Source organism: Streptomyces sp. NPDC049915 (assembly GCF_040656475.1).
Classification (GTDB): domain Bacteria; phylum Actinomycetota; class Actinomycetes; order Streptomycetales; family Streptomycetaceae; genus Streptomyces.
On sequence record NZ_JBFAMH010000001.1, the window covers coordinates 254,619 to 281,052 of the forward strand.

Genomic DNA, 26,434 nt, shown 5'->3' on the forward strand with positions numbered 1-26,434 from the left:
TGCGCTACGGCGCCGGGCGGACGACCATCGCCGAGCCGCCGCCGCGCCGTACCTTCTCGGCGGCGGCGAGCCAGCGGCCGTCCGGCAGCCGCTGCACGCCGGTCCCGGCACCGATCTCCGGGTTGAGCTTGAAGGAGTGCCCGAGCTTCTCCAGCTGCGCCCTCAGATCGCTGTTCCACAATCCGGGTTCAAGCTCCGTCTGGGCGGCGTTGCGCTGACTGGCGCGCGGCGCGGCGATCGCGTCGACCAGTGGCAGCCCGCGGTCGAGGAACTCGGTCAGGGTCTGCAGCACGGTGGTGATGATGGTCGCGCCACCGGGCGAACCGAGCGCCACGACCGGCTTGTCGTGGCGGTCCAGCACGATCGTCGGGGAGATCGACGAGCGCGGCCGCTTGCCGGGTCCCGGCAGGTTCGGGTCGTGCACGGCCGGGTTGGCCGGGGCGAAGGAGAAGTCGGTCAGCTCGTTGTTGAGCAGGAAGCCGCGGCCGGGCACGGTGATGCCGCTGCCGCCGGTCTGCTCGATGGTGAGCGTGTAGGCGACGACGTTGCCCCACTTGTCGGCGACGGTGAGGTGCGTGGTGTTCTCGCCCTCGTACGTCGTCGGGGCCGCGGTGCCCGGGGCGCCGCAGTCGGCGGGGTGGCGCGGGTCGCCGGGCGGCACGGGGCTGGTGAGCACCGCGTCGTCCTTGATCAGGCAGGCCCGCGAGTCGGCGTACCGCTGCGAGAGCAGTTCCTTCGTCGGTACGTCCTCGAAGGCGGGGTCGCCGACCCAGCGCCCGCGGTCGGCGAACGCGATCCGGCTCGCCTCGATGTAGCGGTGCAGGTACTGCGCCTCGGTGGCCTTCGACAGGTCGGTGTTCTCCAGGATGTTGAGCGCCTCGCCGACGGTGGTGCCGCCGGAGGAGGAGGGTGCGATGGAGTACACACCGAGTCCGCGGTACGACGTCTTCGTGGGCGCCTGGTACTTGGCGCGGTAGGCGGCCAGGTCCCGCTCGGACAGCTCACCCGGGCGCGCGTTCCAGCCGGAGGCCGGGTCGACGGGCGGGTGGTTGACGGTGTCGACGATGTCCCGGCCCAGGTCGCCGTGGTAGATCGCGCCGACGCCCTTGCGGGCCAGTTCGGCGTAGGTGGCGGCGAGGTCGGGGTTCTTGAACGTCGAGCCGACGGCGGGCAGTTGTCCGCCGGGCAGGAACAGTTTCGCGGTGTCCGGGAAGTAGCGGAACCGGGTCTCGTTGGCGGCCGTCTGCGAGCGGAAGGTGTCGTCGACGGTGAACCCGCCCCGGGCGAGCCGCTCGGCGGGCTTCAGCACGCTCGCCAGCCGCTTGCTGCCCCAGGCGTCCAGCGCCGCCTGCCAGGTGGCGGGCGTGCCCGGGGTGCCGACGCTCAGTCCGCTGCTGACGGCGTCGGCGAAGGCGAGCGGCTTGCCGTTCTCCGTGAACAGGTTCTGATCCGCGCTCAGCGAGGCGGTCTCGCGGCCGTCGATGGTGTGCACGGTGCGCGACTCGGCGTCGTAGTAGACGAAGTAGCCGCCCCCGCCGATACCGGCGGAGTAGGGCTCGGTGACGCCGAGCGCGGCGGCGGTGGCGACGGCCGCGTCGACCGCGTTGCCGCCCTTCTTCAGCACCTCGATGCCGGCCGCGGAGGCGTCCGCGTCGACGCTGGCGACGGCGCCGCCGTAGCCGACGGCGAGGGGTGACTTCGGGACGGGATCCCGGTGGGCGGTGGGCGGTGCTGCCGCCCCCACCGACACCACGGCGGCCGAGACCGCCAGAACGGACAGTTTCCGGGCAACAGGACGACGCATCCGCACCTCCGTTGAGGGACCGTTCGCGCAGCCTATTCCACCATCATGGTCACGTCAGTCACGTAGCATGCGCGCCCATGAACGACGACGTGCGCAACATCCTCCTCGGGGTGATAGCGGCCGGTATCAGCGCCGCGCTGGGATGGCTGTCCCGCACCTGGTTGTGGAACCGGAAACTCAGGCGCAAGCAGGCCTTCTTCGGGCTGCCGGACGACTCCGAGTCGCTGCTGGTGGTGAACCGGAACGCCGCCGGACCCGAACTGGCGGTGATGCGCCACGACGTGTTCGCCCTGCTCGAACTCGCCGCGCTGATCAAGGACTGCCGCGCCCACGCGCAGGTGCTGCCGCACGACACGGCCCGTCAGGGCTTCGGGGAGCGCACCGAGTTCTGCGTCGGCGGCCCGGCCTCCAACCGCCGTATGGCCGCGCACCTGTCCTCCCTGCTGCCCGGGGTGCGGATCAACGTGGACGCCGAACCCGGCCCGGACCGGGGCGTCTACCAGATCGGCTCCGAGCGCTACCGGCTGGAGGCCGGCCGCGTCGAGTACGTGCTGCTCGCGCGGCTCACCGTGGACGGCAGCCACGGCGACCGGCCGGTGTTCCTCTTCTGCGGCCAGACCGCGCTCACCAACCAGGCCGCCACCCGCTACCTCGCCCGCAACCACGAGCGGCTCGCCCGCAAGCACGGCAGGAACTCCTTCGTGCTGCTGCTGAAGGTCGTCAACTCGCAGGCGTACGGTCCTGACGTGGTGGAACTGGTCGCGGACGTCACCCGGGCCGCGCTGGCGCCGCTGCCGGCGTCGACGCCGAGGAACTCGCACCGGGCCCAGGCCTGACGCCGTATCGGCCGGGGAAGACGTCCCCGGAACGAGCACAACCCGACCGGCGCGCGGCTGACCTTCTCCTCGCGGCCAGCGGCCCCTGGCGTGGGTCGCTGCCGCCGCGAGCAGTGATCTGCGGCCGCGGCCGGGCGGGTATGGCCCTGTGTACTGCTGCCCCCTACGGACGAGGGGCCGTGGGGGAACCCACCCCCGGCAGCAGCGTTCGTGGTGCGGCCGCACCGGCGGGTACGGCCTCGGTCGTCACCACAGGGATGAACGGCACATCGTAGTTGAGAACCGCCGTGCGGGCACAAGCGGTACGGACCATGCGGAGCGCTCCTCGTTCGATTCCGCGCAGGGCTCGGCGCCCCGAGGGCCTGAACTCCCTCAGTGCTTGAGGATCTTGGAGAGGAAGTCCTTGGCCCGGTCGCTGCGCGGGTCGGTGAAGAACTCGTCGGGGCGGCGGTCCTCGACGATCCGGCCGTCCGCCATGAACACCACGCGGTTGGCGGCGGAGCGGGCGAAGCCCATCTCGTGGGTGACGACGACCATGGTCATGCCGTCGCGGGCGAGTTGCCGCATCACCTCCAGCACCTCGTTGATCATCTCCGGGTCCAGGGCGGAGGTCGGCTCGTCGAACAGCATCACCTTGGGGTCCATGGCGAGGGCCCGGGCGATGGCGACGCGCTGCTGCTGGCCGCCGGAAAGCTGCGCGGGGTACTTGTCGGCCTGTTCGGCCACCCCGACCCGGTCGAGCAGTTCGTGCGAGCGCCGGTCGGCCTCGGCCTTCTTGCGGCCGCGTACCTTGACCTGGCCGAGCGAGACGTTCTGCAGCACGGTCTTGTGGGCGAAGAGGTTGAAGGACTGGAAGACCATGCCGACCTCGGCGCGCAGCCGGGCGAGCGCCTTCCCCTCCCCCGGCAGCGGCTGCCCGTCCAGCAGGATGGTGCCCGAGTGGATGGGCTCCAGCCGGTTGACGGCCCGGCACAGCGTCGACTTGCCCGACCCGGACGGGCCGATGACCACGACCACCTCCCCCGTGCCTACCGAGAGGTCGATGTTTTGCAGGACGTGCAGCTCCCCGAAGTACTTGTTGACGTTCCGCAGCTCGATCAACGGTTCGACGGCCATGCGCAGCCCTACTCACTCTCAGCTGTGTCGTGGTTGCCGCAACCTATCCAGCGGCTCTGCCCCCGGAGAGACGACACGCACTTTCCGGGCATAAGCCGTATTTAAGCCGGAGGTTGGGCCATGACCTCACCCTCGGATCCCTCGGAGTCAGTCCTCGGCGACCTCCGCGTACAGCTGCGACAGCTCGGGAACCCCGCTCTCGGCCCAGTCCCGGCCCGCCGCCACCACGTCGATCTCGCGCCCCGAGGCGAGCCGGACCACCGGCGGCCCGCCGGAGCGGATCTCCCACACCGCGCCGGGCACCGTGCGCACGACCACCGTGCCGAGGTACAGACCCGCGTCGTTGCCGAGCCGGGGCAGCGTCTCCGCGTCGTCCCGCCAGCGCGGCACCAACTGGTCCAGCGCCTCCAGCGAGACCGCCGTGTCGTCGAGCCGTACACCCGCCTCGGCGGCCTGCGAACGCAGCAGCTCGCACTCCGACAGCAGCGCCGCCACCGCCTCCGGTGCCGCCGTGAACCGTGCCTCATCGGTCTTCCTGCGCCCGATGCCCAGAAAAGGGAGATTCATAGGGACAGCGTGGCATTCGCACCCCCGTGCGCACCACAGGCGCGCGGACCTCCTTTTCACCCGCGCACGGGCCCCGTACGGCCCATTTCGCGCCCCCACCCGCGCATGGCGCGTTGACGGGTCCCTGACGGGTTCCTAGCTTCGCGGTGCGCGGGCCTGCCAGGGTCCGTATGAGCGGGAGAACGCGGGGAGGAGCGGGTGCCGGTGACGCGCCGAGGCATCGGGGGGCCGGTGGCGGCTCTCGTCCTGGCCACGGCCGCACCGCTGCCGGCCGCCGCGGTCCCGGCGGCGGCCACCGTGCCGCTGCCGCTGGAGCGGCTGTACGACAATGCCGCGGTCAGCGACGACTCCCGGCCCGGCGGCGCGGACTTCGACGGTGCGGGGGCGTCCCTGTCGGCGCAGGATCTCGCGGCCGCTGGCTGGACACCGGGCCGGACGCTGACCGTGCAGGGCGCGCGGCTGGCCTGGCCGCGGCGGGCACCGGGCGAGGCGGACAACGTACGGTCCGCCGGGCAGTGGGTGCGCCTGTCGGGGCGTGGTGACGCATTGGCCTTCCTGGTGGCGGGGACGGCCGGGGACGCCACGGGCGGCACGGGCACGGTCCGCTACACGGACGGCACGACCGCCCCGTACCCGCTCACCGCGCCCGACTGGCGCACCGGCCCGCCCGCCACGAAGGCGGTCGCGCTCCCGCACGTCAACACGCCCGGCGGCCGGCTCGCCCGCCAGGCCCGGCTGTACGTCGTGACGGTGCCGCTCGCCCCGGGACGCGCCGTGGCGGCGGTACGGCTGCCCGTCGCGCCTGGGCTGCATGTGTTCGCGGTGTCGGTGCGCTCGCACGCGCCGGGCTGGACCGGCAGCTGGGCCGCGCCGACCGGCGGCTGTCCGGCCGTCGGCCCGTGGACGGACCGCACGCTGCGGCTGGTCGTGCACACCTCGGCGGGCGGTCCCCGGGTGCGCCTGCGCTTCGACAACACCTTCGCGGGGGCGCCGGTGCGCATCGGCGCGGCGACGGTGGCGCTGCGGGCGCCGGGAGCGGCGGGGGCGGTGCCCGCGGCGGCGCCGGTGGCGCTGTCCTTCGACGGGGCGGCCGGGGTGGTGATCCCGGCGGGGGCCCAGGCGGTCAGCGATCCGCTGGACTTCGCCGTGCCGGCCGGGGCCGATTTGCTGGTCAGCTTCCATCTGCCGGGTCCGGTGACGGCGGCGCCCGTGCACCGGCTCGGGCAGCAGCGGTCGTATCTGAGCGAGCCGGGCGACCACACCGCGGACGTCTCCCCGGCCGCGTACACCGCGACCCTGACCAGCCGGCCGCTGCTGACCGGGGTGGACGTCGGCGGCGGGCCCGGGGCCGTGGTCACCCTCGGCGACTCGATCACCGACGGCGACCGTTCGACGCCCGACACGAACCGGCGCTGGCCCGATGTCCTGGCCGCGCGTCTGCGGAGGCAGAGTGCCGTGCCGCGCTACGGCGTGCTGAATCAGGGCATTTCAGGCAACCGGGTGCTGACCGACCGCTACCCCGGCGACGGCGTCTCGGCCGAGCAGTCCGGGGTGAGCGCCCTGCACCGGCTGGACCGGGACGTGTTCGCGCAGACAGGTGTGCGCACGCTCGTCGTCTTCGAGGGCGTCAACGACCTGCTGGACGGTGTCACGGCCGCGCCGCTGATCGACGGGCTGCGCACGATCGCCGACCGGGCCCACGCCCGCGGGCTGCGCGTCCTCGCCGCGACCATCCTGCCCTGCGGGGGCCACTCCCGGTGCCCGGCCGCCGTGGACACCGAACGGACGGCGGTGAACGCCTGGATCCGCTCCACCGGGGCCTTCGACGGGTTACTGGACTTCGACGCCGTGATCCGCGACCCCGCGCACCCGGCGCGGATGCCGGCGGCCTACGACAGCGGCGACCACCTGCACCCCGGGGACGCGGGGCTGGCCGCGCTGGGCGAGTCCGTGGACCTGCGGCTGCTGTGAGCCAGGGCCCCTCGCTCGGCCGGGAGGATCCGACGACGGGACCTACACGTCCAGGTCGACGACGACCGGCGCGTGGTCCGAGGCGCCCTTGCCCTTGCGCTCCTCCCGGTCGACGTAGGCGTCCTTGACGGCCGTGGCGAACGGCTCGTTGCCGTAGACCAGGTCGATGCGCATGCCGCGGTTCTTCGGGAAACAGAGCTGGCGGTAGTCCCAGTAGGTGAACGGGTGCTCGTACTTCAGCGGGCGCGGCACCACGTCGTTCAGCCCGGCCTCGCGCAGGGAGGCGAGCGCGGCGCGCTCCGCCGGGGTGACATGGGTGGAGCCCTCGAAGGCGGCCGCGTCGAAGACGTCGTCGTCGGTCGGCGCGATGTTGTAGTCGCCCAGCACCGCGAAGGGGCGACCGCCCTGGGCGTCACCGGCGACGGCGGCTCTGAGGGCCTCCAGCCACTGGAGCTTGTACGCGTAGTGCGGGTGCTCCACCTCGCGGCCGTTCGGCACGTACACCGACCACACGCGGACCGGGCCGCAGGTCGCGGAGATCGCGCGCGGCTCGACCCCGCCGTCGAAACCCGGGTCGCCGGGCAGGCCCTTGACCACGTCCTCGATGCCGACGCGGGAGAGCACCGCCACGCCGTTCCACCGGCCGGTGGCGTGCACCGCCGCCTCGTAGCCCAGCTCGCGCAGCTGCTCGACGGGGAACTGCTCCTCGGCGACCTTGGCCTCCTGCAGGCACAGCACGTCGGTGCCGCTGCTCTCCAGCCAGGCCAGCAGCCTCGGAAGGCGAGCGGTGATCGAGTTCACGTTCCAGGTCGCGATGCGCATGCCTCACAACCTACCCGGCGGCACTGACAACGCGATCCCGCCCGGGTCGGTCCTAGACGTCGGTGCTGTCGCCGGGGGTCAGCCGCCGGTGGTCCGTGCCGCCGAGGGCGCCGATCTGGCGGTCGTAGATCGGGCGGGCGAGGTCGGTGAGGAGGGCGTCGTGGATGTCGTAGGCGCGCCGCGGCTTCACCTCGCGGACGTAGTCGATGACCTCGGAGATCTTGTTCCAGGGGGCCATGACCGGCAGCATCAGCGTCTCGACTCGGTGGTCGGGGACGGTGAGCGCGTCGCCGGGGTGGAAGACGGTGCCGTCGTCGATGAGATAGCCGACGTTGGTGATGCGCGGGATGTCCGGGTGGATCACGGCGTGCAGCTCGCCGTGGACCTGCACGTCGAAGCCGACGGCGGTGAAGGTGTCGCCGTGGCCGACGGTGTGCACCCGGCCCGGGAAGGCCGCGGAGATCTGCTCGGCGACCGAGCGCAGGGTCCAGATCTCGGCGGCGGGGTTGTGCTCCAGCGCGGCGCGCAGCCGCCCCTCGTCGAAGTGGTCCGGGTGCTCGTGCGTGACCAGGACGGCGTCCGCGCCGAGCGCGGCGTCCTCCTCGCTGAAACCGCCGGGGTCCAGGACGAGGGTCCGGCCGTCCTTCTCCAGGCGGACACAGGCGTGCGACATCTTCGTGAGCTTCATGCGTCCCATCCTGCATGCGCGGGGCGGGGTGCGGTGGCGCACCCCGCCCCGGGATCACTCCGCGAGGGTGGTCTCCTCGAGGATGACCTGCTGGGCCACGCGGAAGGCGCTGTTCGCCGCGGGGATGCCGCAGTAGACGGCCGCCTGGAGCAGGACCTCCTTGATCTCGTCCGGGGTGAGGCCGTTGCGCAGGGCCGCGCGGGTGTGGAAGGCGAGCTCTTCCAGGTGGCCGCCGACGACGAGCGCGGTCAGGGTGACGCAGCTGCGGGAGCGCCGGTCGAGGCCGGGTCTGTTCCACACCTCGCCCCAGGCGTAGCGGGTGAGAAGCTCCTGGAAGTCGCCGGAGAAGTCACCGGCCTGCGCCAGCTCCCGGTCGACATGTGCGTCGCCGAGCACCTCCCGGCGTACCTTGAGCCCCGCGTCGTACGGGTCGGGCCGCCCGGCGGGCTGGGGCTGCGCCACGGGCGGCGCGATCTCGGCGATCGGCGCCGTCGGCTGCGGCGGCGGTGCGGCCAGCACCGGCTTGACGGGCGCGGCCAGGATCGCGATCTGGCCGGTACCGGGGTCGATGAGGGGCTGCCAGGCGGTCGAGAAGTGCGTGACCAGCAGATCGGTCACCGCGGCCGGCTGTTCCACGGGAACCAGATGGGAGGCGCCGGGTACGACCGCGAGGCGGGCGTCGGGGATGCCGGCGACCAGCGTGCGCGCCTCGGCGGGGCCGGTGACCTGGTCCTCGGAGCCGACCAGCACCAGGGTCGGCACGCCGACCCGGCCCAGCTCGGGCCGCACGTCGAACGCGGCGAGCGCCTCGCAGGCGGCGATGTAGCAGCCGGGGTCGGTGGTGCGCACCATCTGCACGGCCCACTCGGTGATCGCGGGCTGGGCGGCGGCGAAGCCGTGCGTGAACCAGCGGTCGGGGGACGTACGGGCGATCGGGTCGAGGCCGTTGGTCCGGACGATCACCCCGCGCTGGCGGAACTCGTCGGCGGTGCCGAACCGGGGGGAGGCGGCGATCAGCACGAGCGAGGCGACCCGCTCGGGGTGGCGCAGCGCCAGCTCCACGCCGACGGCACCGCCGAGCGCGCATCCCGCGTAGCCGAAGCGCTGCACGCCGAGCGCGTCGAGGGTGGCGAGCAGACGGGCGGTCAGCTCGGCGACCGACCCCGCGGGGTGGGCGGGCGCGCCGCCGTGCCCCGGCAGGTCGAACCGCAGGACGCGCCACTGCTTGGCAAGCTCGGGGACCTGCCGGTCCCACATGTGCCATGTGGTACCCAGTGAGGGACCCAGGATCAGGACGGGGGCCTCTTCTGGCCCGTCAAAGCGGTATTGCAGGGTGTTCGACGGTGTCTCACTCACGCCCCAGACCCTCTCACGTCTCACGGACGCCCCTATAACGCGGGGGTGCGGGAAACCGGTCTGACCAGGCTGAAGACCTCGCGGGCTGCGTATCGCTTGAGGCATCGGACGATCTCACGTCGTGTCTTGCCCTCCTGCGTGCGGCGTTCGTAGTACGCCTGGGTGCGCGGGTCGTGACGCAGCCGGGTGAAGACGATGCGGTGCAGGGCGGCGTTGGCCTGGCGGTCGCCGCCATGGTTGAGCCGGCGCGTGCGCCGTCGGCCGGAGGAGTACTCGATGGGGCTGACTCCGCAAAGGGCAGCAAAGGACGCCTCGGTGTTCAGTCGCTCGGGGTTGTCTCCCATGGTGATCAGGAGAGTGACGGCGCTGTCCGGGCCGATGCCCACCGGTTCGAGTAGCTGTGGGGCGTGGCGTTCGACGAGCCGGGTAAGGCGTTGGTTCAGCTCATTGATCTGTCCGGTGAGCTGCTCGATGCGCTCGGCGAGCATGCGCAACGTCAGGTGGGTGGCCTGGGCCACCGCGTCCTCGTCTCCCCCACCGCCGGGTAGGCCGAGGCGTGCGCAGGTGCGGAACAGTTCGCGGTTGCCCAGGCTGGACAGCTGTTCCCGCAGGGCGGGGTCGGCGATAACCAGGACGGCTTTGAGCTGGTTGATCGCCTGGGTGCGGGCTTTGACCGCGGAGTCCTTGGCGAGCTTGAAGATCCGGGCGCTGTGCACCGGACCGTCGCCGGACTTGGCCCGGGCCCGGGCACGACCACTGAGCACGGCTCGCGCGGCGGCCTGCGCATCGAGCGGGTCCGACTTGCCGAGCAGACGGCGGGCCGTGCGGTCGGGCCGGTTCACCTCGTACACCTCGACCTGCTGGGTCAGCAGGTAGCGGGACAGGCCCGCGCCGAAGGTGCCGGTACCCTCCACGCCGGCCCGGCGCACCGTACCCCGCTTGCGGGCCCACACGAGCAACCGGCGATAGCCGGCGGCCGTCGCCGGAAAGGACTCGGTTCCAAGAACCTTCCCCAGCGGGGAGACCACGGCGGCGACATGCACCTCGCCGTGCGTGTCCACACCCAGGACGACCTCGCGCCGAACGGGCGGATCCGTGCTCGAGGAGGTGCTGCGTTGTCGGGTCGTCATGATGGTTCGCCTCCCACGTGGTGACGTGCTGGGTGGATGGCACCGGCCCGTATGGGCGGTCTGAACCGTGATGGCGCCTGGAACTCGGCAAGGCCCCTATAGGGACACGCCCTGTGGCTCGGTGACAGGAGTACGCATCCCGCAACGACGGTCGACATGCCTGTGACTGGACACTTCGGTCAAAGATCTCAAGAGTCAGACCCCCGTACGGGACGGCATCGCGCAACCGTCCCATCGATCCCGGCGCAGCAGCACCTCCCGACCACAGCCGGATGGCTTCGCCCGAACCAGTGCCCAACCTGGCTGAGGCAGGCTGAGAATGAGTCGAATCCCCGCCCACTCGTGACCGGCAATGACGGACAACCGCCTGACCCGCCACACGGTCCTCCCTTCATCGATCATCGCACGAACGGCTTCGAGTCTTCTCTCCGGTACACGGCTTTCCACAAGTCATGTGGCGGGCGCCGACGGTCCTCGACGCGCGAACTCGGCCCGCTGTCGGCGTTCCCGCACCTGGCGGGTCTGGCTTGGGCTGTCCACCACTGCCGTACGCGAGCCTCGACGGCTGGGATTTGGTTTCGGGCCACGGGCGCATCGACTGCGGAGCCCTGACACCCGGCCTGCTCCAGCAGTTCTCGGTATCCAGCCGCGTGGGCGGAGCTCCCCGGTGACGAGCACTTCCCACACAAGGGGGAGCACAGCGGGAACATGGGTATCCTGCTGCGTCCACTCCCAGGACCACCTCTCCTGCAGTTCGGCTCCGCACCGTCAAGGATGCGATCCTCCGCCGTCCCTCGACACGCATGGGTGTGTGGAAGGGGCGGGCCGCTCGACGGCCCGCCCCGCTCGACGGTCAGTCCAGCTGTGTAATCCCCGGTAGTGACCCCGTTGCGGCCGCGTTCGCGGCGGGCAGGGCGGTCGGATAGACGCGCACGTCGCTGACCGAGCCGTTGGCGTACTCGCCGTACGCGCTCTGGTAGAGCCGGCGGCCTATCTGCACCCCTCCGTCGGCGTTCCACGTCGTGCCCGCGTATGCCTTGGTGGCCGAGAGCTTGCCGTCGACGTACAGGAGCAGCTGGTCGGTGTCCGCGTCGTACACGCCGACGAGGTGTGTCCACTTGCCGACCACGGCCGATGTGCCGTACGCCGCGGTGAAGGCAGTGCTGGCCGTGTCGTCGTGGTGCCGGCCGAAGGCCCAGGCTTTGGCCCCCGAGGAGTAGTACAGCTGGAATCCGTTGGCGTTGCCCGCCCCGTCCGACTGTGAGACGAAGGTCGAGTTGCCGGTCGCCGAGGCCAGCTTGACCCAGGCGGAGACGGTGAAGCTGCCCGAGGTGTCCACGGCCGGTCCGGTCGTGGCGGCGTACCCGGTGGTTCCGGAGAGGGTGAGCACCTTCCCGCGGGTAGCGTCCGTGTTCCAGGCGTACGTGCCGGTCAGTGAGGCGTCGAGGGAGCCGGGGCCGTCGGCAGCCGAGACGCCCGCGCCCTCGTCGAGGAGCCACTCGTGGGTGGCGGTGTTGCCGACGGCGCCCAGTGAGGCGGGGGCGGCAAATGTGGCCGTGTTGCCCGTGGGCGTGGTGCCTGCGTACTCGATGAGCTGTCCGGCGGTGTCGACGGTGTACAGCTCGGGATGCCCGTCGGGGCCGCCCGCCGGGCTGTTGAGATCGCCCGGGGACGTCACTGCGGGGTACGTTCCCGACCAAAGGACCGGTGAGAGCGCGTCGGGCGGATTGGTCCCCCAGCCGGCGGCAGCTCCTGTGGTCCAGTTTTGGGCGGTGGTGCCGTTGCAGGTGTAGATCTGCAGTTGTGCGCCAGGGGTGTTACTGCCGTTCGGGATGTCCAGGCACTTCCCAGAATTGGGGTTGACCAGGCTCCCCGAGGCGCCGGCAGTCCACTTCTGGGCGGCGGTGCCATTGCAGGTCCACAGCCGTACCAGGGTTCCGTTGGCCGTCCCGCCTCCGGTGACGTCGAGGCAGCTGCCCAGCGCCCGGAGCGCGCCGTCCGACGTCAGCATCCAGTTCTGTGCGCGGGACTGGTTGCAGGTCCACGTCTGGACCTTGGTGCCGTTGGCGGTCTGCTGCTGGTAGACGTCCAGGCACAGTTTGCCCCCACCGGCCGCCGCCACCGCGGAGGTGAGGGCCGACCGCACCGGGGCATGCAGCAGCGACGGCACCAAGGTGTCGGGGGTGTAGCTGATCGGGAAGCTGAACAGCGAGCCGCTGGAGTCGTCCCGGGCCCACAGGACCGGCCCGGTGAGGTTGCCCTTGTCGTCGGTGCCCGTGGCGAGCGTGCCGGGCGCGATCAGGGTGTAGCCGGACCAGTCTCCGTCACCGAGGAGCAGCGGGTGCTTGAAGTGGCCACCGCCGTCGGCCTGGTAGATCCAGAGCTTCTTGTTCTCCAGGGTGATCACCGCTGGGTAGCCGGCGCTGTTGCCGTACAGGTTGCCGGCCGTGACGATCTGGTCGACGTTCCAGGCACTGGCGTTGTAGCCGGCGGTGCGGCAGCGGGTCTCGTCCGCGATCCGCTCGACGGGCTCACAGGCGTCCTTGGGCACGACGTCGAAGCGCTTGCCCATGAACCCAGGGTAGGTGGAGTAAGGCGAACGCGGGAAAGCGTCGTCGGCGGCGGGGTCGAGGTCGTTCTTGACGATGTACAGCTGGTGGGTCTGCTTGTTGTAGGCGAACAGGTCGTCGACGTCCGAGCCGTGCAGGTTGCCGCGGTGGGCGATGAGGTAGTTGTTCCAGCCCGTCCCGTCCGGAGACTGCGCCGCGGTCGAGACCGTCACCGGGCCCGTCGCCGGGGTGGCGGGACCGGTCTGCGGGGCGGTCTGTGCCGGGGCCATCGGCTGCGCGGCATCGGTGTTGCCCGGCAGCATGACCAAGTCACCGGTGCGGGTGGTGGCCAGCAGGTCGGCGATCCCGTCGCCGCTGACGTCCCCAGGTGTGATCTTGGTGGTCGGGTTCCACGGGACGGTGTATGTGTAGCCGACCGGGGACTGCGAGAGGTTGCCGGCCTTGTCCACGGCGGCGACGTACAGCGTGTGGACACCCCAGGCCGTGACAGGGACGGTCAGCTTCGCGGTGGCGTCGCCGGAGCTGTTGGTACCGCTCGCGGGGACGGAGGTTCCGGCCTGCGCGGTCGGTTGGGCGTCGAGCCGCCACACGAAGTGGTCCACGCCGCTCATGAGGCACGGGCCCGGGGTGCAGGTGGCGGCGGGAGCGTGGTCGCCCGCGGAGACGTCGAACTGCGTGCTATTGCCGGGGCCCGCGTAGACAAGCGGGTCGCCCGCACCCCCGCCCACCTGCGGGAAGGACGGGTTGGTGGCGATGTCCGGGGTTTCGGGTGGGCTGAAGTCCGTGCGGAACCAGCAGTGTGCGGAGACCGGCGAAGTCAGGTGCGGGGCGGCGTTGTCCTTGGCGTAGACGTCCCAGCCGTACTCGTGGCCGTCCTGGAGGGTGACCCCCACGGGAACGTCGGCGTCCGTACCGGAGGCGACGTACGGGCTGGCAGGTGTGGCGATGATGGTGCCATTGCCATTGGTGAGCACAGTGCGGTCCCACACCTCGTAGTTGGCGCTGGCCAGTTCACCCGTGACGTTCGTGGTGACCGTTGCGTGCAGTTGGAGGTTGCTGCCGGCCGCGCCGTACGTCGTGGCGCCGATCCAGCCGACCCCGCTGGTCACACAGGGACCCGACGCACCGGCGGCGGACGGGGCGGTGTGCAGGGCGGTCGGGGTGCTGGGAGGGATGTCGAAGGTCGTGGTCAGGGTGAGGACCGTGGACATCCGCAGGTAGTTGTCGTTGTCGCTGGATATCGACTCGTCGCCGAAGAGACCGACGGTCCACCAGTCGGTGCCCGCGTCGGCGATTTTCTGTGCCTGGCCGGTCACGATGAAGCTGGCGGTGTGGTTGCTGCAGCTGCTGCCGGGGTTCGCCGCGCTCGGGATGGTGGTCTTCACGGGCGCGTAGGTGCTGTCGTTGGTGGCCGGCTTGCTGTTCCAGTCGGTACTGGAGTTGATCGACGCTGTGGTGTGCAGGGTGATGGGCTGGTCCTTGGAACAGTCCCAGCTGGAGGCGTACGTCGAGGCCACGGTGACGATCGCTTTGGAGACCACCATCGTGGGGCTCAAACCGCTGGTGTTGATGGCGTAATACGAGCGCTCCAGGCCCGTGCCGCAGGCTCCGCCCCAGCGCTGGTAGCCCACGCCCTCGCCGTTGGACTGCGGCTTGTCGTACTGAGGGCTGTCCGCGCAGGTCGAGCTGGAATACACCTCGGTGAAGTGACCGGACTTGCTGGAGACCGGGTTGGTGTACGGGTCGATGTAGACCGGGTAGACGGTGCCTGGGTCGGTGAGCACGGACGAGTCCGGGCGCAGGGTGACCCCGCTCTGGGTGGTGGTCATCGGGACCTGGTCGACCAGTGCGCCCGGGCCGGGGCCGTCGACCGAGGAAGCGGGAGTGTCGCCGGCCCCGTCGACGGTCGTCGTCGCTGCGTATGAGGCCGGCTGCACCCCGGCGGTGGAGGTCTGCGGCGAAGCCGCCGGGGCGTCGGAGGTGGCGGAGTCCCACATCACCGGGCGCGGGGAGACGTAGTCGAGGGTGCCGTCGGCAGTCTTGGCCTCCATGCCCCCGGAGGGCGTCGGGTGGAGAGTCAGGCCGTTGGTGGTGGCAGTGAGCATCAACTCCTTGACGCGCGGGTCGGCGGCCGCGGCCGCGTCGTGGATGATCAGGATGTCGCTGAAGCCGCCCTGATCGGTGACGGAGACCGACAGGTCGACGCCGGGCAGGACCGCCGGGTAGAGGGCGGTGTCTCCAGAGACCTGCGGGGCCGGCAGCGGGAAGGGCATGGTCAGCGCGAGCTCGCTGCCGTCCTGGTGGGTGAGCCTGACCATGGGGCCGCTGCCGCCGCTGGAGAGGGCCACTGAGTGCGGGCTCGCCTTGGGGGACCAGCTGCCGTCGGGGTTGCGCTCGAGCGTGGCGTCCACCGGGACCCAGGCGCCGTCCTTATGAACCCGTACGGGCATGAGGCTGGCGACGCTCGTGAACGTGCCGTCCGGATATGCCGTCGTCTGGGTGGTCTCGGTGGTGAGCGCGTCCACGGGCACGGGCTTGCCCTCGGTGACCGCCTCCTGCTGCGCGGTGAACAGGGGCCCTGAGGTGACGGACTCGCCGTCCTGCGCGAACGCCGGCACGGCGGGTGTGGTCAGCGCCACAGCGGACAGGCCCAGCAGGACTCTCTGAGTCAGTGTCAGGCGTCTGAGTCGTCGCGGATGTCGATCAAGATGGAAAAGCACGCGTCAAGTTCCTCACAAATCGAGTGGTGCGGAATCATCGATTCCCCCATGCGTCAGGCAGCGATCGTGCGACGGCATGGACTAGCAGGCCCTGCGGTTTGTCTGGTTGACTGATTCTTTATCCCGCACAAATCGGGCAGTTCGCGTGGCCGGAATTACCAATTCCGAATCGAACTGGGGTTCTGGGCCACGGTATTGATCGAACCTCCTGAACATCAATAGCCTCCCGCAGGTCGCACGCGCCGTGTGATCGATGGATGCGGTGGCCTCAGCAGCCACCGTCGGGTGGGGGGATGGCACGTGGCCGATCGGCGTCGCTGGTTCGTGGGCAGGAGATTCCTAAGATGGGGTGGCAAGGGCCTGTTGACCGTGGGCCTCTTGGCCACGCTGTCGCTGCTGCTCCCGCTGGCGTTCTCCCAGGGTCTCGACCTGAACCTGCTCAATGCGGCTTCGAACGACGACTGGGAGGGCCGGGGAGGACAGGCCGGCCACTACCACTTCCGCGGTGAGGTCTGGCACCCGAAGGAGGTCTCCGACGTCGCTGGTGTCGGCGGTCATCCGCTCACGCCCGTCCCGCCTCCCACGGCGGGTCACCCCCGTGGTTACCGGCCGCTCAAGTCTCACCGGGTGGCGCGCCCCTCTTGGCCGGCCTCCGGCAGCGCGGTCGTGCATCTGGGCGCGCCTGGGACACGTGCCAAGGGCGCCCCGGCACCCGTGAAGGCGGGCCGCCTGCCCGTGTACGTGGCCCCGGCGAAACCGGCGGCCGGTCTTACTCCGCACAGCACCCACAGCGGCAAGCGCACTGGCACGGCGGCCGCCCCCGACGCCGTCCGCGTCAAGGTCGCCTCGCACGCGCAGGCCCTGCGGGCCGGTGCCAATGGCATGCTGATCTCCGTCGCGCCGGCAGATACGGCGAGAGCCGCCGGCAGGGTCCAGGTCGTCATCGACTACGGGGCGCTGGCCAAGGCTTACGGCGGCGGATACGGCTCCCGCCTCCAACTCGTGCGCATGCCGGCCTGCGCACTGACCAGCCCTCAGCTCGCCGCGTGCCGCACCCGCACCCCGATCCCCTTCACCAACCGGGCGACCTCCGACCAGCTCACTGCCACCATCCCGGTCGGCAGTCCGGCTCCTGCCAAGTCGGCGAAGTCGGCCATGGCCGCCACCACCGCCCAGTCTGCCGACAGCACCACCACCATCGGTGTCACCTCCGGCAGCGGCGGCTCGCAAGGCGACTACGGCGTCACTTCACTCAATCCCTCGGGCAACTGGCAGGCCAGCGGCACCGGCTCGTTCACCTACTCGTACCCCATCGACGTCCCGGCCGGCCTCGGCGGCAACGCGCCTTCGGTGGCCCTGGGCTACGACTCCCAGTCCGTGGACGGGGAGACCTCGGCCCGCAACTCCCAGTCGTCCTGGATCGGCGACGGCTGGAGTTACGACCCGGGCTTCGTCGAGCGCGCCTACCGCGCCTGCGGCAGTCTCCGCGACGCCGACGGCAACCGCGTCCTCAAAGGCTCCGGCGACGAGTGCTGGGGTGGCGCCAACGCACAGATCTCCTTCGGCTCCCACTCCGGGGTCCTGGTGCCGGCCACCAAGGACCCGAACGTCCCCGGCCTGCTCCGCCAGTGGACGCTGCGCGGCGACGACGGCACGATCGTCCAGGAGTTGTCCGGTGCGGCCAACGGCCTCCAGGACGGCACATACTTCCGTGTCCTGACCACCGACGGCTCCGCCGCGTACTTCGGCTCGGACCACGCCCCCGCCGGGGTCGGCACCGCCGGCGTCCCGCAGTCCGGCACACCCACCGACACCAGCACCAACTCCGCATGGGGTGTGCCGGTCTTCCACCCGCAGACCGGCGACCCGTGCTACGACACCGCCAAGGGCAAGGCGTCCCGCTGCGGCAAGCCCGAGGGCTGGCGCTGGAACCTGGACTTCGTCGTCTCACCCAACGGCCTGGTCCAGCGGTACGACTACACCACCGAAACCAACTACTACAGCCTCGGTGGCGGCCAGGCACCCGACGGCGACTTCGGCGCGCTCACCCCCTACGTCCGGGGCGGCACCCTGGCCAAGATCAGTTACGGCTACACGCTCGCTGACGCGCTCGCCCAACGCACCCCTTCGGCACAGGTGCTCTTCAACTCCGAGCAGCGCTGCCAGCAGACCGCGGACTTCACGGACTGCTCCGCCGGCAACCTCAAGGACGAGACCTCACCACACTGGCCGGACGTGCCGTGGGACCTGCACTGCGACTCCACAGACAGCACCACGATCCCCGACGGCTCGACCACCGTCCCGAAGGACGTCTGCGTGATCGCGGGCCCGACCTTCTGGTCGACCACGCGCCTGGACTCCATCACCACCCTCGTACACGTCAAGGACGACGCGAACAGCACCGACAAACTGATACCCGTCGACTCCTACCAGCTCGGGCACGTCTTCTCCGACGCCGGCGGCAGCGTCGACCCGGTCACCGGCACCTCGGTGGACCCGCAGAATTCAGGCTTCCTCCAAGCCGTGATGTGGCTCCAGACGATCCAGCACACCGGCAAGGACACGTACCAGAACGGGAACAGCGACATCACCTTGAACAAGGTGGCGTTCACGGGCACCGAGATCGACAACCGCGTCAACGACGTCTCGCCCTCAGCCCCTCCGCTGTACCACCCCCGGATCTCGACGGTCCAGACGGAGACAGGTGAGTCGATCGCGGTCGACTACAACCTCGATCCGTGCGCGGGCAAGAGCCTGTCGTTCGCCACCGCGGACACCAACACCAATTCCTGCTACCCCGTGTACTGGAACGTGCCCGGGGCCTCCAAACCGATCGAGGACTGGTTCAACAAGATCACCGTCCACACGGTGACCACCTCCGACCTCACCATCGCCTCCGCCTACAAGCCCGACGGAACGGCCGCCCCGGCCGGCTCGGCCATACGCGTGGCGACCTACGACTACGCGAGCGCCGCCTGGCACCGTGACGACTCGTCCTTCACCGACGACCAGTACCGAACGTGGGGCCAGTTCCGCGGGTTCCGCACAGTGACCGTCCGAACGGGACGCGCCCCCGAGCCGGTCACCCAGACCGTCTCCACGTACCTGCAGGGGATGGACGGCGACTACAAGGCCGACGGCACGCAGCGTTCGGTGAGTGTGGCCGCCAAGGTCGGCGGCTCGGTCGTGCAGACCGTCACCGACGCCGACCAGCTGGCGGGCACCGAGCTCCAGAAGGACGTCTACACCCAGGCCGGTGGCACGATCGCGGCCACATCCGTCAACGCGCCCTTCGCCTACACCAGCACCGCCAGCAGCCCCCAGACCGCCTGGACCGGCTGGGACACGGCCGACCACCCCGGCGAGACCAAGCCGGCCCTGTCCACGCTGCCGCCGCTGGCCGCATACCGGATGAACAGCACGCAGAGCCACGGGTACGCGAAACTCGCCGACGGCACCTGGCGGCACACCCGCACCGACACGGTGTACGACACCCAGGGCCGGGTCTCCACGGTCGACGCGCACGGCGACGTGAGCGACGCGAGCCAGGAGAAGTGCACGACCACCGCGTACGCCACCGCGCCCGCGAGCAACCCGGCGATGCTGTCGTACCCCGACCGGGTCACCACCGTGCATGGCCCGTGCGGCACCGCGGCCGACGCCTCCACCCTGCTGTCGGACCGGAAGATCTACTACAAGGGCGACGGCACCCTCACCGGCCTCGGCGCCTTCGGCGAGGTCTCACCCGGCGCCACTGCCACCGGCGTGCAGATCGCCACCGGATTCACCGGAACCACCGAGAACTGGCTGACCTCGGCCGCCATGAAGTACGACGGCGTCGGCCGGGTCACCGACGCTCTCGACGCCACAGGGCAGAACACCCACACCGACTACGCCCCGCCCTGGAGCGGCTCCGGCAACAACACCGCCCCCACCACGGTCACCACCACCAACAGCAAGGGCTGGAAGGTCACTTCCACCCATTCGCCGCTGCGCGGGCTGGAGACCCTGCACACCGACGCCAACGGCCGCAAGACCGAGATCACGTACGACGCGCTCGGTCGCCGTACCGCGGTGTGGCTGCCCGGCCGTGACAAGGGCGCGGGCCAGAGCGCCGACCGTGTCTTCTCGTACTCGGTCAACCCGGGCGCCGTCGCGGCCCCCGGCGGCACGGTCACACAGCCCGGCGCGCCCATCTCCGTCACCACCAAGACGCTGCGCGAGGACGGCACGTACAACGTCAGTGTCGCCATCTACGACGGCATGCTCCAGCCGCGCCAGACGCAGAGCACGCCGCAGGGCGACAGCGACACCGGCCGGATCGTCGCCGACACCTTCTACGACTCGCACGGCTGGCCCGTCACCTCGTACGCCCCGTACTACGAGCCGACCACCGGGCCCTCGGGCACGCTCTTCGCGGCGAACGAGAACCAGATCCCCTCGGAGAGCACCACCGCCTACGACGGCCAGGGCCGCGCCATCACCTCCACCCTGTGGCACCAGGCCGTAGAGCAGTGGCACAGCTCCACCTCGTACCCGGGCGCCGACCAGACGGACAGCACTCCCCCGGCGGGCGGTCGCACGACGTCCACCATCACCAACGCGCTCGGGCAGACCGTGCGTACCGTGGTCAAGAACACCGACGCCACCGTGATCGTGCGCGGCGGCGACGTGATCCCCTCCGGCTCTTCGCTCGCCTCCAACAGCGTGCGGCTGACCATGCAGGGGGACGGCAACCTGGTGCTGAGCGCCCTGGCCACCGGCAAGGTCGTGTGGTCCAGCGGCACTGCCGGAAATCCTGGGGCCTACGCCAAGTTCGGGACCGACGGCAACCTCGCCGTGTACACCACGACCGGGACCGTGAAGTGGACCACGGGCCTCGCCGCCTCGACGGGCTCCACTCTCCGGGTGGGGACCGACTCCACCGTCGCGGTCGTAGCGAGCGACAACAGCACAGTTCTATGGAAGCAGGGCACCGCGGGCGCGGTCCCGCCGGCCAACGCCACCACGGTGTACGCGTACACGCCGGGCGGCCAGATCAAGTCGGTCAAGGACAACGCCGGCAACACCTGGTCCTACAGCTACAACCTGCTCGGCCAGCCTCTCACCCAGACCGACCCCGACACCGGCACCGTCAGCTTCGACAAGTACGACGTGGCGGGCAACCTGCTACAGAGCACGGACGCCCGAGGCCAGATCCTGTCGTTCACCTACGACTGGAGCAACCGCCGCACCGGCGAGTACACCGGCGCCTGGCAGGCCGCGCCGGATCCGACCAAGCTGCAGGCGAGCTGGCTGTACGACACCCTCGCCAAGGGATACCCGACCTCCTCGACCCGCTACGTCGGCGGTTCGACGGGCAAGGCGTACACAAAGGAAGTCACCGGCTACAACACCGCCTATCAGCCGCTGGGCAGCACCCTGACCATCCCGGCCACCGACGGCTTCGCCGCGGCCGGCCAGTCCACGGCGCCGACGAGCGGGACGGTCACGTACAAGACGACCGCGGACTACACGCCCACGGTCGGCCTGCTGTCCACTACCCACTACCAGGCCGACGGCAACCTGCCGATGGAGGACGTGGACTACGGCTACACCCAGCAAGGGAACCTGGACGTCTTCGGCGGGTACATCAACGCCGCCAACACCCCGGCGTACCTCTCGAACACAGTCCACGACGCTTTCGGCCGTGTCCAGCAGACCAACTACGGCCTGAGCGGCAAGCAGATGGCGACCTTCGCCCAGTACGACGGCACCACCGGGCGGGTCCTTCAGACCAGCAGCATGGTGCAGACTTCGGCCACCGCGCTGGACGTCGTCAACTACCGCTACAACCAGGTCGGCGAGATCACCGCCACCGACGACCTGCAGAACAACACCACACACGACACGCAGTGCTTCACCTACGACTCCTTCCAGCGCCTGACTCAGGCATGGACGGACACCGCCGGGATCACCTCCCCGTCGGCGGCACCCGTCGGCGCGGTCGGCGGCTGCACCACCGGCAGCGTGCAGACCAGCAACAGCAGTGGGCAGATCAAGACCACGACGGTCGGCGGCCCCGCGCCGTACTGGCAGACGTACACCTACGACCAGCTCGGTGACCGCACCGGCATGGTCAGCCATGACCCGAACGGCAACGCGCTCGCCGACACCACGCAGTCCATCGCCTACCCGGGCACGGACGGCACGGTCGCGGCCACCCTGCCCAACCAGGCGGGCACCACGGTCAGCGCCAACCCCGGTGAGGGATCGGCGACGTGGACGAACACCTACACGGACCCCGCCTACAGCAACAAGAACGCCGGCAACACCATCACCCGCAAGGTCACCACCACCGGCCCCCTGAGTACCGGATTCACGCTCTCGGGCGGCGGCAAACTATGCGTCGAGACCGCCGGTGGCGCCGCCACCGCGGGCACCAAGGTCCAGATCAACACCTGCTCGAGCACCAGCACGGCTCAGAAGTGGACCATCGGCACGGACGGCACCGTCAAGGTGCTCGGCATGTGCCTGGACACCGCATCCAACGGCACCGCGGCCGGCACCCTCGTGGTGATCGACACCTGTAGCGCCGACGCCACCCAGAAGTGGAAGGCCACCACCACCGGCACTCTGGTAAACAACGCCAACAGCGCCGTGTGTCTGACGGATCCGGCCGCCAACGCCACCAAGGGCACCCAACTCACCCTGGCTGCCTGCGGTGCCGCGGGCCAGTTGTGGAAGACGGCACAGACCGGAGCCGTCCCGGCCGGCCAGACCCAGACTCTGTCCTACGACACCGAGGGCCACACCGCCTCGGTCACCACACCTACCGGCACCACCACCAACACCAGCAAGTACCTGTACGACGCCGACGGCCAACTGCTCCTGCAAACCAGCGCCGTGGGCGGGACCGACAAGACCCGGATCCTGTACCTGTTCGGCGGCGCCGAGCAGATCACCCTGAACGTCACGGCCAAGACCTGGACGGGCCTGCGCCACTACGAGGGTCCCGACGGCACCACCATCACCCGCACCAGCGGGGGCTCCGTCAGCTACCAGATCGCCAACGCACAGGGCACATCCACGACTTCGGTGGACGCGAGCAGCCTGCTCGCCACCCGCCGGTACTACGACCCGTACGGCAACGCCCGCGGGCCGAAGCCCACGTCGTGGGTGTCCCCTGACGAAAACCGTGGCTTCCTCGGCCAGCCGATGGACCAGGTCACCGGCCTGAACCTGCTGGGCGCACGCCACTACGACGCCGCCACCGGCCGCTTCCTGAGCCCGGACCCGGTGTTCCAGGCAGGCGACCCGAACCAGATGGGCGGGTACACGTACTCGGCCGACAACCCGGCCAGCAGCAGCGACCCCAGCGGCGCCTGTCCCAAGGACGTCTGCGACGGCTACGGCCAGAACCCTACCCATCCCTCCTCTCCCCCTGCGCCTACCAACACCACGACCACGACGGTCACGACGACCACCACGACCTCATCCGGCGGTGGTGGCAGCGACGATGACGACTGCGACGGGTTCTGGGGTTGCGCCGGTCACTTCCTGAAGAAGGCAGCGCCGATCATCGAGGCGGTCGTCGTGGTCGTGGTGGTCGTGGTGGTCGTCGCCACGGTCGCCAGCGCCTGCGCCGGCACGGTGGTTCTCGCGCCGGCCTGCCTCCTCGGCCTCGGCGAGGCCGCAGGCATCGCGGGCGGTGCGGCAGGAGCGGACTGCGCGGCAATGGGCTGCGCCGGTGCCGGCGGCTTCCATCCATCCGTTGAAGGCGAAGGAGCGGCGGCCGAAGGCGCCGCCGGCGCCGGGGGCAAGGCGTCCGGAGAGGCAGCCGGCGCGGGGGCGAAGGCGTCCGGAGAGGCGGCCGGCTCCGCCCCGAAGGGCGCGGCCACCGCGAGCGGTGCCGCCAAGGAGGCGGCCCACGATGCGGCCGGCAGCAACGCGGCGGCCCCGAAGAAGGCAACGACGCAGGACGCGGCGGAAGCCAGCTCAAGTACGGCAACACACGCGGACGAGCCGAGCACTGGCACCCCCGGCACAACCTGCAGCTTCTCGCCCGAGACGCCAGTCCTCATGGAGGACGGCACGGCGAAGCCGATCGTGGAGATAACCGCGGGCGACAAGGTCGAAGCGGCCGATCCGGACAACGGCAAGGACAAGGGCTCCCGCACGGTCGTGGCCACTTGGGCTCACGCCGACAGCGACCTGATCGACCTCACCGTCGAGGTCTCCCCCGGTGACGCCGAAACGCTCCACACCACGTCGGAGCACCCCTTCTGGGACGCGACGACCCACGCCTGGGTCCCGGCCGCGGGCCTGATCCCCGGCCACGCGCTCACAACCCCCGACGGGCGCGCGATCCACGTGCGCAAGGTCCAGCCGACCCCGGGCACGGCCACCCGGTACAACCTGACGGTCGACCAGCTGCACACGTACTACGTGCACGTGGGCTCGGTCTTCGTGCTCGTGCACAACAAGTGCGGAGACGCGGTCAGCGGGGATATTCCGACCAGAAGGCCTGCTGCCGTCGGCAGCGGCGCACCGGTAAGCGCGGACTACCGGGCCAATTTCTTTAACGCGAACCCAAGCGTGAAGGCGAGTAACGGATACTGGGTCCACCATGCAGTTGAGCGACAGGTCCTGAAAAGATACCCCGGGCTATTCAGCATTGACGAACTCAACGCACCGGAAAACCTGCGGGGGATCCCGAGCAGCGTCAACAGCGATCTCCACCTAAGCCGTATACGAATTCTATGGAACGGCTTTTACAACACGCATCCGACAGCCACTAGGCAGGAGATCCTGGACTATGCCACGTTCATCGACGATTTCGTCGGTGGAGAATTCGAGCCTCGGCTCCGCTAGTTGACCGAATGCTGTATGCTGTCGCGGAGTGAAGCTTAAGCGAAGGGAATCCCCGGTGTGGAAAGAGTTGGCTACCGAGGCCTACGTCGGCGCCGCGTTCAGGGACCCTGTCCCTTCCGTCGACCTTGAGGAAGCGGAGCGCTCGCTGGGGGAATCCCTTCCGCAGGAGCTGAAAAGCCTCTTGGCAGAGACCGATGGAATCATTGGACGCACGAGCTCGGACGCCGTTTGGCCCTTGGAGAGGATTGTCCGGGAGAACCTGAGGTTCCGTCGGGAGAGCTCCTTCATCGAGCTCTACATGCCCTTCGATCCGTTTCTCTTCTTCGGTGACAATGGAGGCGGGGACCAGTTCGCCTTCGTGCTCCGCCCGGCGCGACCAGACATCTTCGTCTGGCAGCACGAGAGTGACAGTCGCAAGTGGGTCGCCAACAATTTGCAGGACTACCTTTCCCGCCGACTGAGCCAGGGCGGGGACGACTGGTACGAGAGCTACTAGCAGGGGGCGGCGGGAGCCCAGGCCGCTTAGGCCGCAGCGGCGCCGACCGCATCGCGCCCGACAGCGCGGCCGATCTCATGACGAAGCCGCACCGGAGAGCTCCGGTGCGGCTTCGTCATCCCACGGCTCCGCGCCCAGGCCCCGCCAGGTTGGACCTCGACGGGACCTCGCCGTATCACCTGCCTATCACACAGCCATCACCAACTGGGCGGCCCCTCGCGGACCAGGAGGCCCTGACCTGCGATTCCATGCCCGCGCTGGATTGGCGTAGACTTCCCTGGACGGCTCCTACAACCTGTGCCATGTGGTACCCAGTGAGGGACCCAGGATCAGGACGGGGGCCTCTTCTGGCCCGTCAAAGCGGTATTGCAGGGTGTTCGACGGTGTCTCACTCACGCCCCAGACCCTCTCACGTCTCACGAAATCGCACACGGCCGGGGGAACCGGCGGCAGCCCGAACGCCACATGGCGGACAAGCCGCGTCTTCCGCCCGTAGGGGACTTGGGGCCGTACCCCGACCGCCCCTCCCCACTTGCGGCTACCGGTCCTCGGCCGGGCGGCCGGTCGACGTAGCCGGCGTTCCGTCGGACCGGGGCAACGACTTGCCCTGGGTGGGCGGCTGTACTGAGGTCAAAAACATCCCCCGTCGCAGAACTCGGTCTAGTGTGGCTCGGTCGGTGACGAGGCGGGGTGGCTATGGAGTGGCGGAAGTACGCCGAGCAGATGGCGGTGCTCGCGCGGCATCTGCTGGCCCAGGATTCGCTGCAGGCGACGCTGGATGAGATCGCGGCGTCGGCGGTGAAGCTGATCGAGGGCTGTGATGCGGCGGGGATCCTTGCGGTGCGCAAGGGACGGGCGGTGACGCTGGCGGCCTGCGGGGACATGGTTTACGAGTCCGACCGCCTGCAGGGCGAGCTGGACGAGGGGCCCTGTTTCGATCTCGCCCGGCACAAGGACGGCGAACGCGTGTACCGGATCGAGGACCTGAACCAGCCGCAGCCGGCATGGGAGCGTTTCGCCGCGGAGGCCCGCAAGCTGGGCATCGGCAGCATGACCGGCGTACTGCTCTACACCGACGAGGACGACTTCGGCGCACTGAACCTGTACGCACGCCGTCCCGGAGCCATGGGCAAGGACATCGAGACCGCGGGCTGGCTGCTGGCCTCACACGCAGCCGTCGCCCTGGACAGCGCCCGCACCATCGACCAGCTCGAGCACGCCATGGAGTCCCGGCACTCCATCGGTGAGGCCATGGGCATCCTCATGGAGCGCCACCAGTTGAGCGAGGACGACGCCTTCGACGTGCTGCGCCGCATCTCCCAGCAGCACAACATCAAACTCCGCGATGTCGCCCAGCGGGTACGGACCGGACGCACCGACCCGGCCTGAGCGGCAGCCCGCACGCCCTGGCCGACCGTCCGGGCACGGTGTCGGCGTCGCAGTCCAGGGCGATGCACCGCACTTGCCGGCAATTCACCTGAGGTGTGTGCGGTCGACAGGGGGGT

At 70.1% G+C, this 26,434-nt stretch carries 13 protein-coding genes and 1 pseudogene; 5 read left to right on the plus strand and 9 right to left on the minus strand.

Annotated elements, in window-relative coordinates; all coding sequences use genetic code 11:
- Window positions 1-4 precede the first annotated feature (4 nt).
- Window positions 5-1,804: a gamma-glutamyltransferase gene (gene ggt, locus AB0J12_RS01075; protein ID WP_363261987.1), complete on the minus strand. Its 1,800-nt coding sequence runs from the start codon at window positions 1,802-1,804 to the stop codon at window positions 5-7.
- 77 nt (window positions 1,805-1,881) lie between these two features.
- Between ggt and AB0J12_RS01080 the strand changes: the two genes are divergently transcribed.
- Entirely contained in the window at window positions 1,882-2,640 is a 759-nt protein-coding gene (locus tag AB0J12_RS01080; protein WP_363261988.1) for a hypothetical protein, read from the plus strand.
- 372 nt (window positions 2,641-3,012) lie between these two features.
- Here the strand turns inward: AB0J12_RS01080 and AB0J12_RS01085 are convergent, their stop codons facing one another.
- Window positions 3,013-3,756: an amino acid ABC transporter ATP-binding protein gene (locus AB0J12_RS01085; protein WP_363261989.1), complete on the minus strand. Its 744-nt coding sequence runs from the start codon at window positions 3,754-3,756 to the stop codon at window positions 3,013-3,015.
- Between the two features lie 147 nt (window positions 3,757-3,903).
- Window positions 3,904-4,323 carry a DUF6278 family protein gene (locus AB0J12_RS01090; RefSeq protein WP_363261990.1) on the minus strand — a complete coding sequence of 140 codons (420 nt, stop codon included), beginning with the start codon at window positions 4,321-4,323 and terminating at the stop codon, window positions 3,904-3,906.
- Between the two features lie 264 nt (window positions 4,324-4,587).
- On the opposite strand from AB0J12_RS01090, the gene AB0J12_RS01095 reads away from it, so the two are divergent.
- A complete protein-coding gene (locus AB0J12_RS01095; RefSeq protein ID WP_363262274.1) occupies window positions 4,588-6,294 on the plus strand; it encodes an SGNH/GDSL hydrolase family protein in 1,707 nt (568 codons plus the stop codon).
- 42 nt (window positions 6,295-6,336) lie between these two features.
- On the opposite strand, the gene AB0J12_RS01100 is transcribed toward AB0J12_RS01095, so the two are convergent.
- From AB0J12_RS01100 to AB0J12_RS01120, 5 genes are all read right to left on the minus strand, one after another.
- Window positions 6,337-7,116 (minus strand): exodeoxyribonuclease III, encoded by a 780-nt coding sequence (locus tag AB0J12_RS01100; protein ID WP_363261992.1) that lies wholly within the window; start codon window positions 7,114-7,116, stop codon window positions 6,337-6,339.
- A 52-nt stretch (window positions 7,117-7,168) separates the two neighbouring features.
- Window positions 7,169-7,804 (minus strand): MBL fold metallo-hydrolase, encoded by a 636-nt coding sequence (locus AB0J12_RS01105; protein WP_363261993.1) that lies wholly within the window; start codon window positions 7,802-7,804, stop codon window positions 7,169-7,171.
- A 54-nt stretch (window positions 7,805-7,858) separates the two neighbouring features.
- Window positions 7,859-9,160: a 4-carboxymuconolactone decarboxylase gene (gene pcaC, locus AB0J12_RS01110; protein WP_363261994.1), complete on the minus strand. Its 1,302-nt coding sequence runs from the start codon at window positions 9,158-9,160 to the stop codon at window positions 7,859-7,861.
- 32 nt (window positions 9,161-9,192) lie between these two features.
- Window positions 9,193-10,290: an IS110 family transposase gene (locus AB0J12_RS01115; protein ID WP_363261995.1), complete on the minus strand. Its 1,098-nt coding sequence runs from the start codon at window positions 10,288-10,290 to the stop codon at window positions 9,193-9,195.
- Window positions 10,291-11,143: 853 nt separating this feature from the next.
- Complete coding sequence (locus tag AB0J12_RS01120) at window positions 11,144-15,499, minus strand: LamG-like jellyroll fold domain-containing protein (protein ID WP_363261996.1); 4,356 nt, start codon at window positions 15,497-15,499, stop codon at window positions 11,144-11,146.
- A gap of 459 nt (window positions 15,500-15,958) precedes the next feature.
- On the opposite strand from AB0J12_RS01120, the gene AB0J12_RS01125 reads away from it, so the two are divergent.
- Complete coding sequence (locus AB0J12_RS01125; RefSeq protein WP_363261997.1) at window positions 15,959-24,433, plus strand: ricin-type beta-trefoil lectin domain protein; 8,475 nt, start codon at window positions 15,959-15,961, stop codon at window positions 24,431-24,433.
- A 28-nt stretch (window positions 24,434-24,461) separates the two neighbouring features.
- Window positions 24,462-24,929 carry an SMI1/KNR4 family protein gene (locus AB0J12_RS01130; RefSeq protein ID WP_363261998.1) on the plus strand — a complete coding sequence of 156 codons (468 nt, stop codon included), beginning with the start codon at window positions 24,462-24,464 and terminating at the stop codon, window positions 24,927-24,929.
- 297 nt (window positions 24,930-25,226) lie between these two features.
- On the opposite strand, the pseudogene AB0J12_RS01135 reads toward AB0J12_RS01130, so the two are convergent.
- Window positions 25,227-25,325, minus strand: a pseudogene (locus AB0J12_RS01135) (3-oxoadipate enol-lactone hydrolase); the annotation flags it as partial.
- Between the two features lie 300 nt (window positions 25,326-25,625).
- Between AB0J12_RS01135 and AB0J12_RS01140 the strand changes: the two are divergent.
- Window positions 25,626-26,318, plus strand: a complete 693-nt coding sequence (locus AB0J12_RS01140; RefSeq protein ID WP_363261999.1) for a GAF and ANTAR domain-containing protein — start codon at window positions 25,626-25,628, stop codon at window positions 26,316-26,318.
- The last annotated feature ends 116 nt before the right edge of the window (window positions 26,319-26,434 follow it).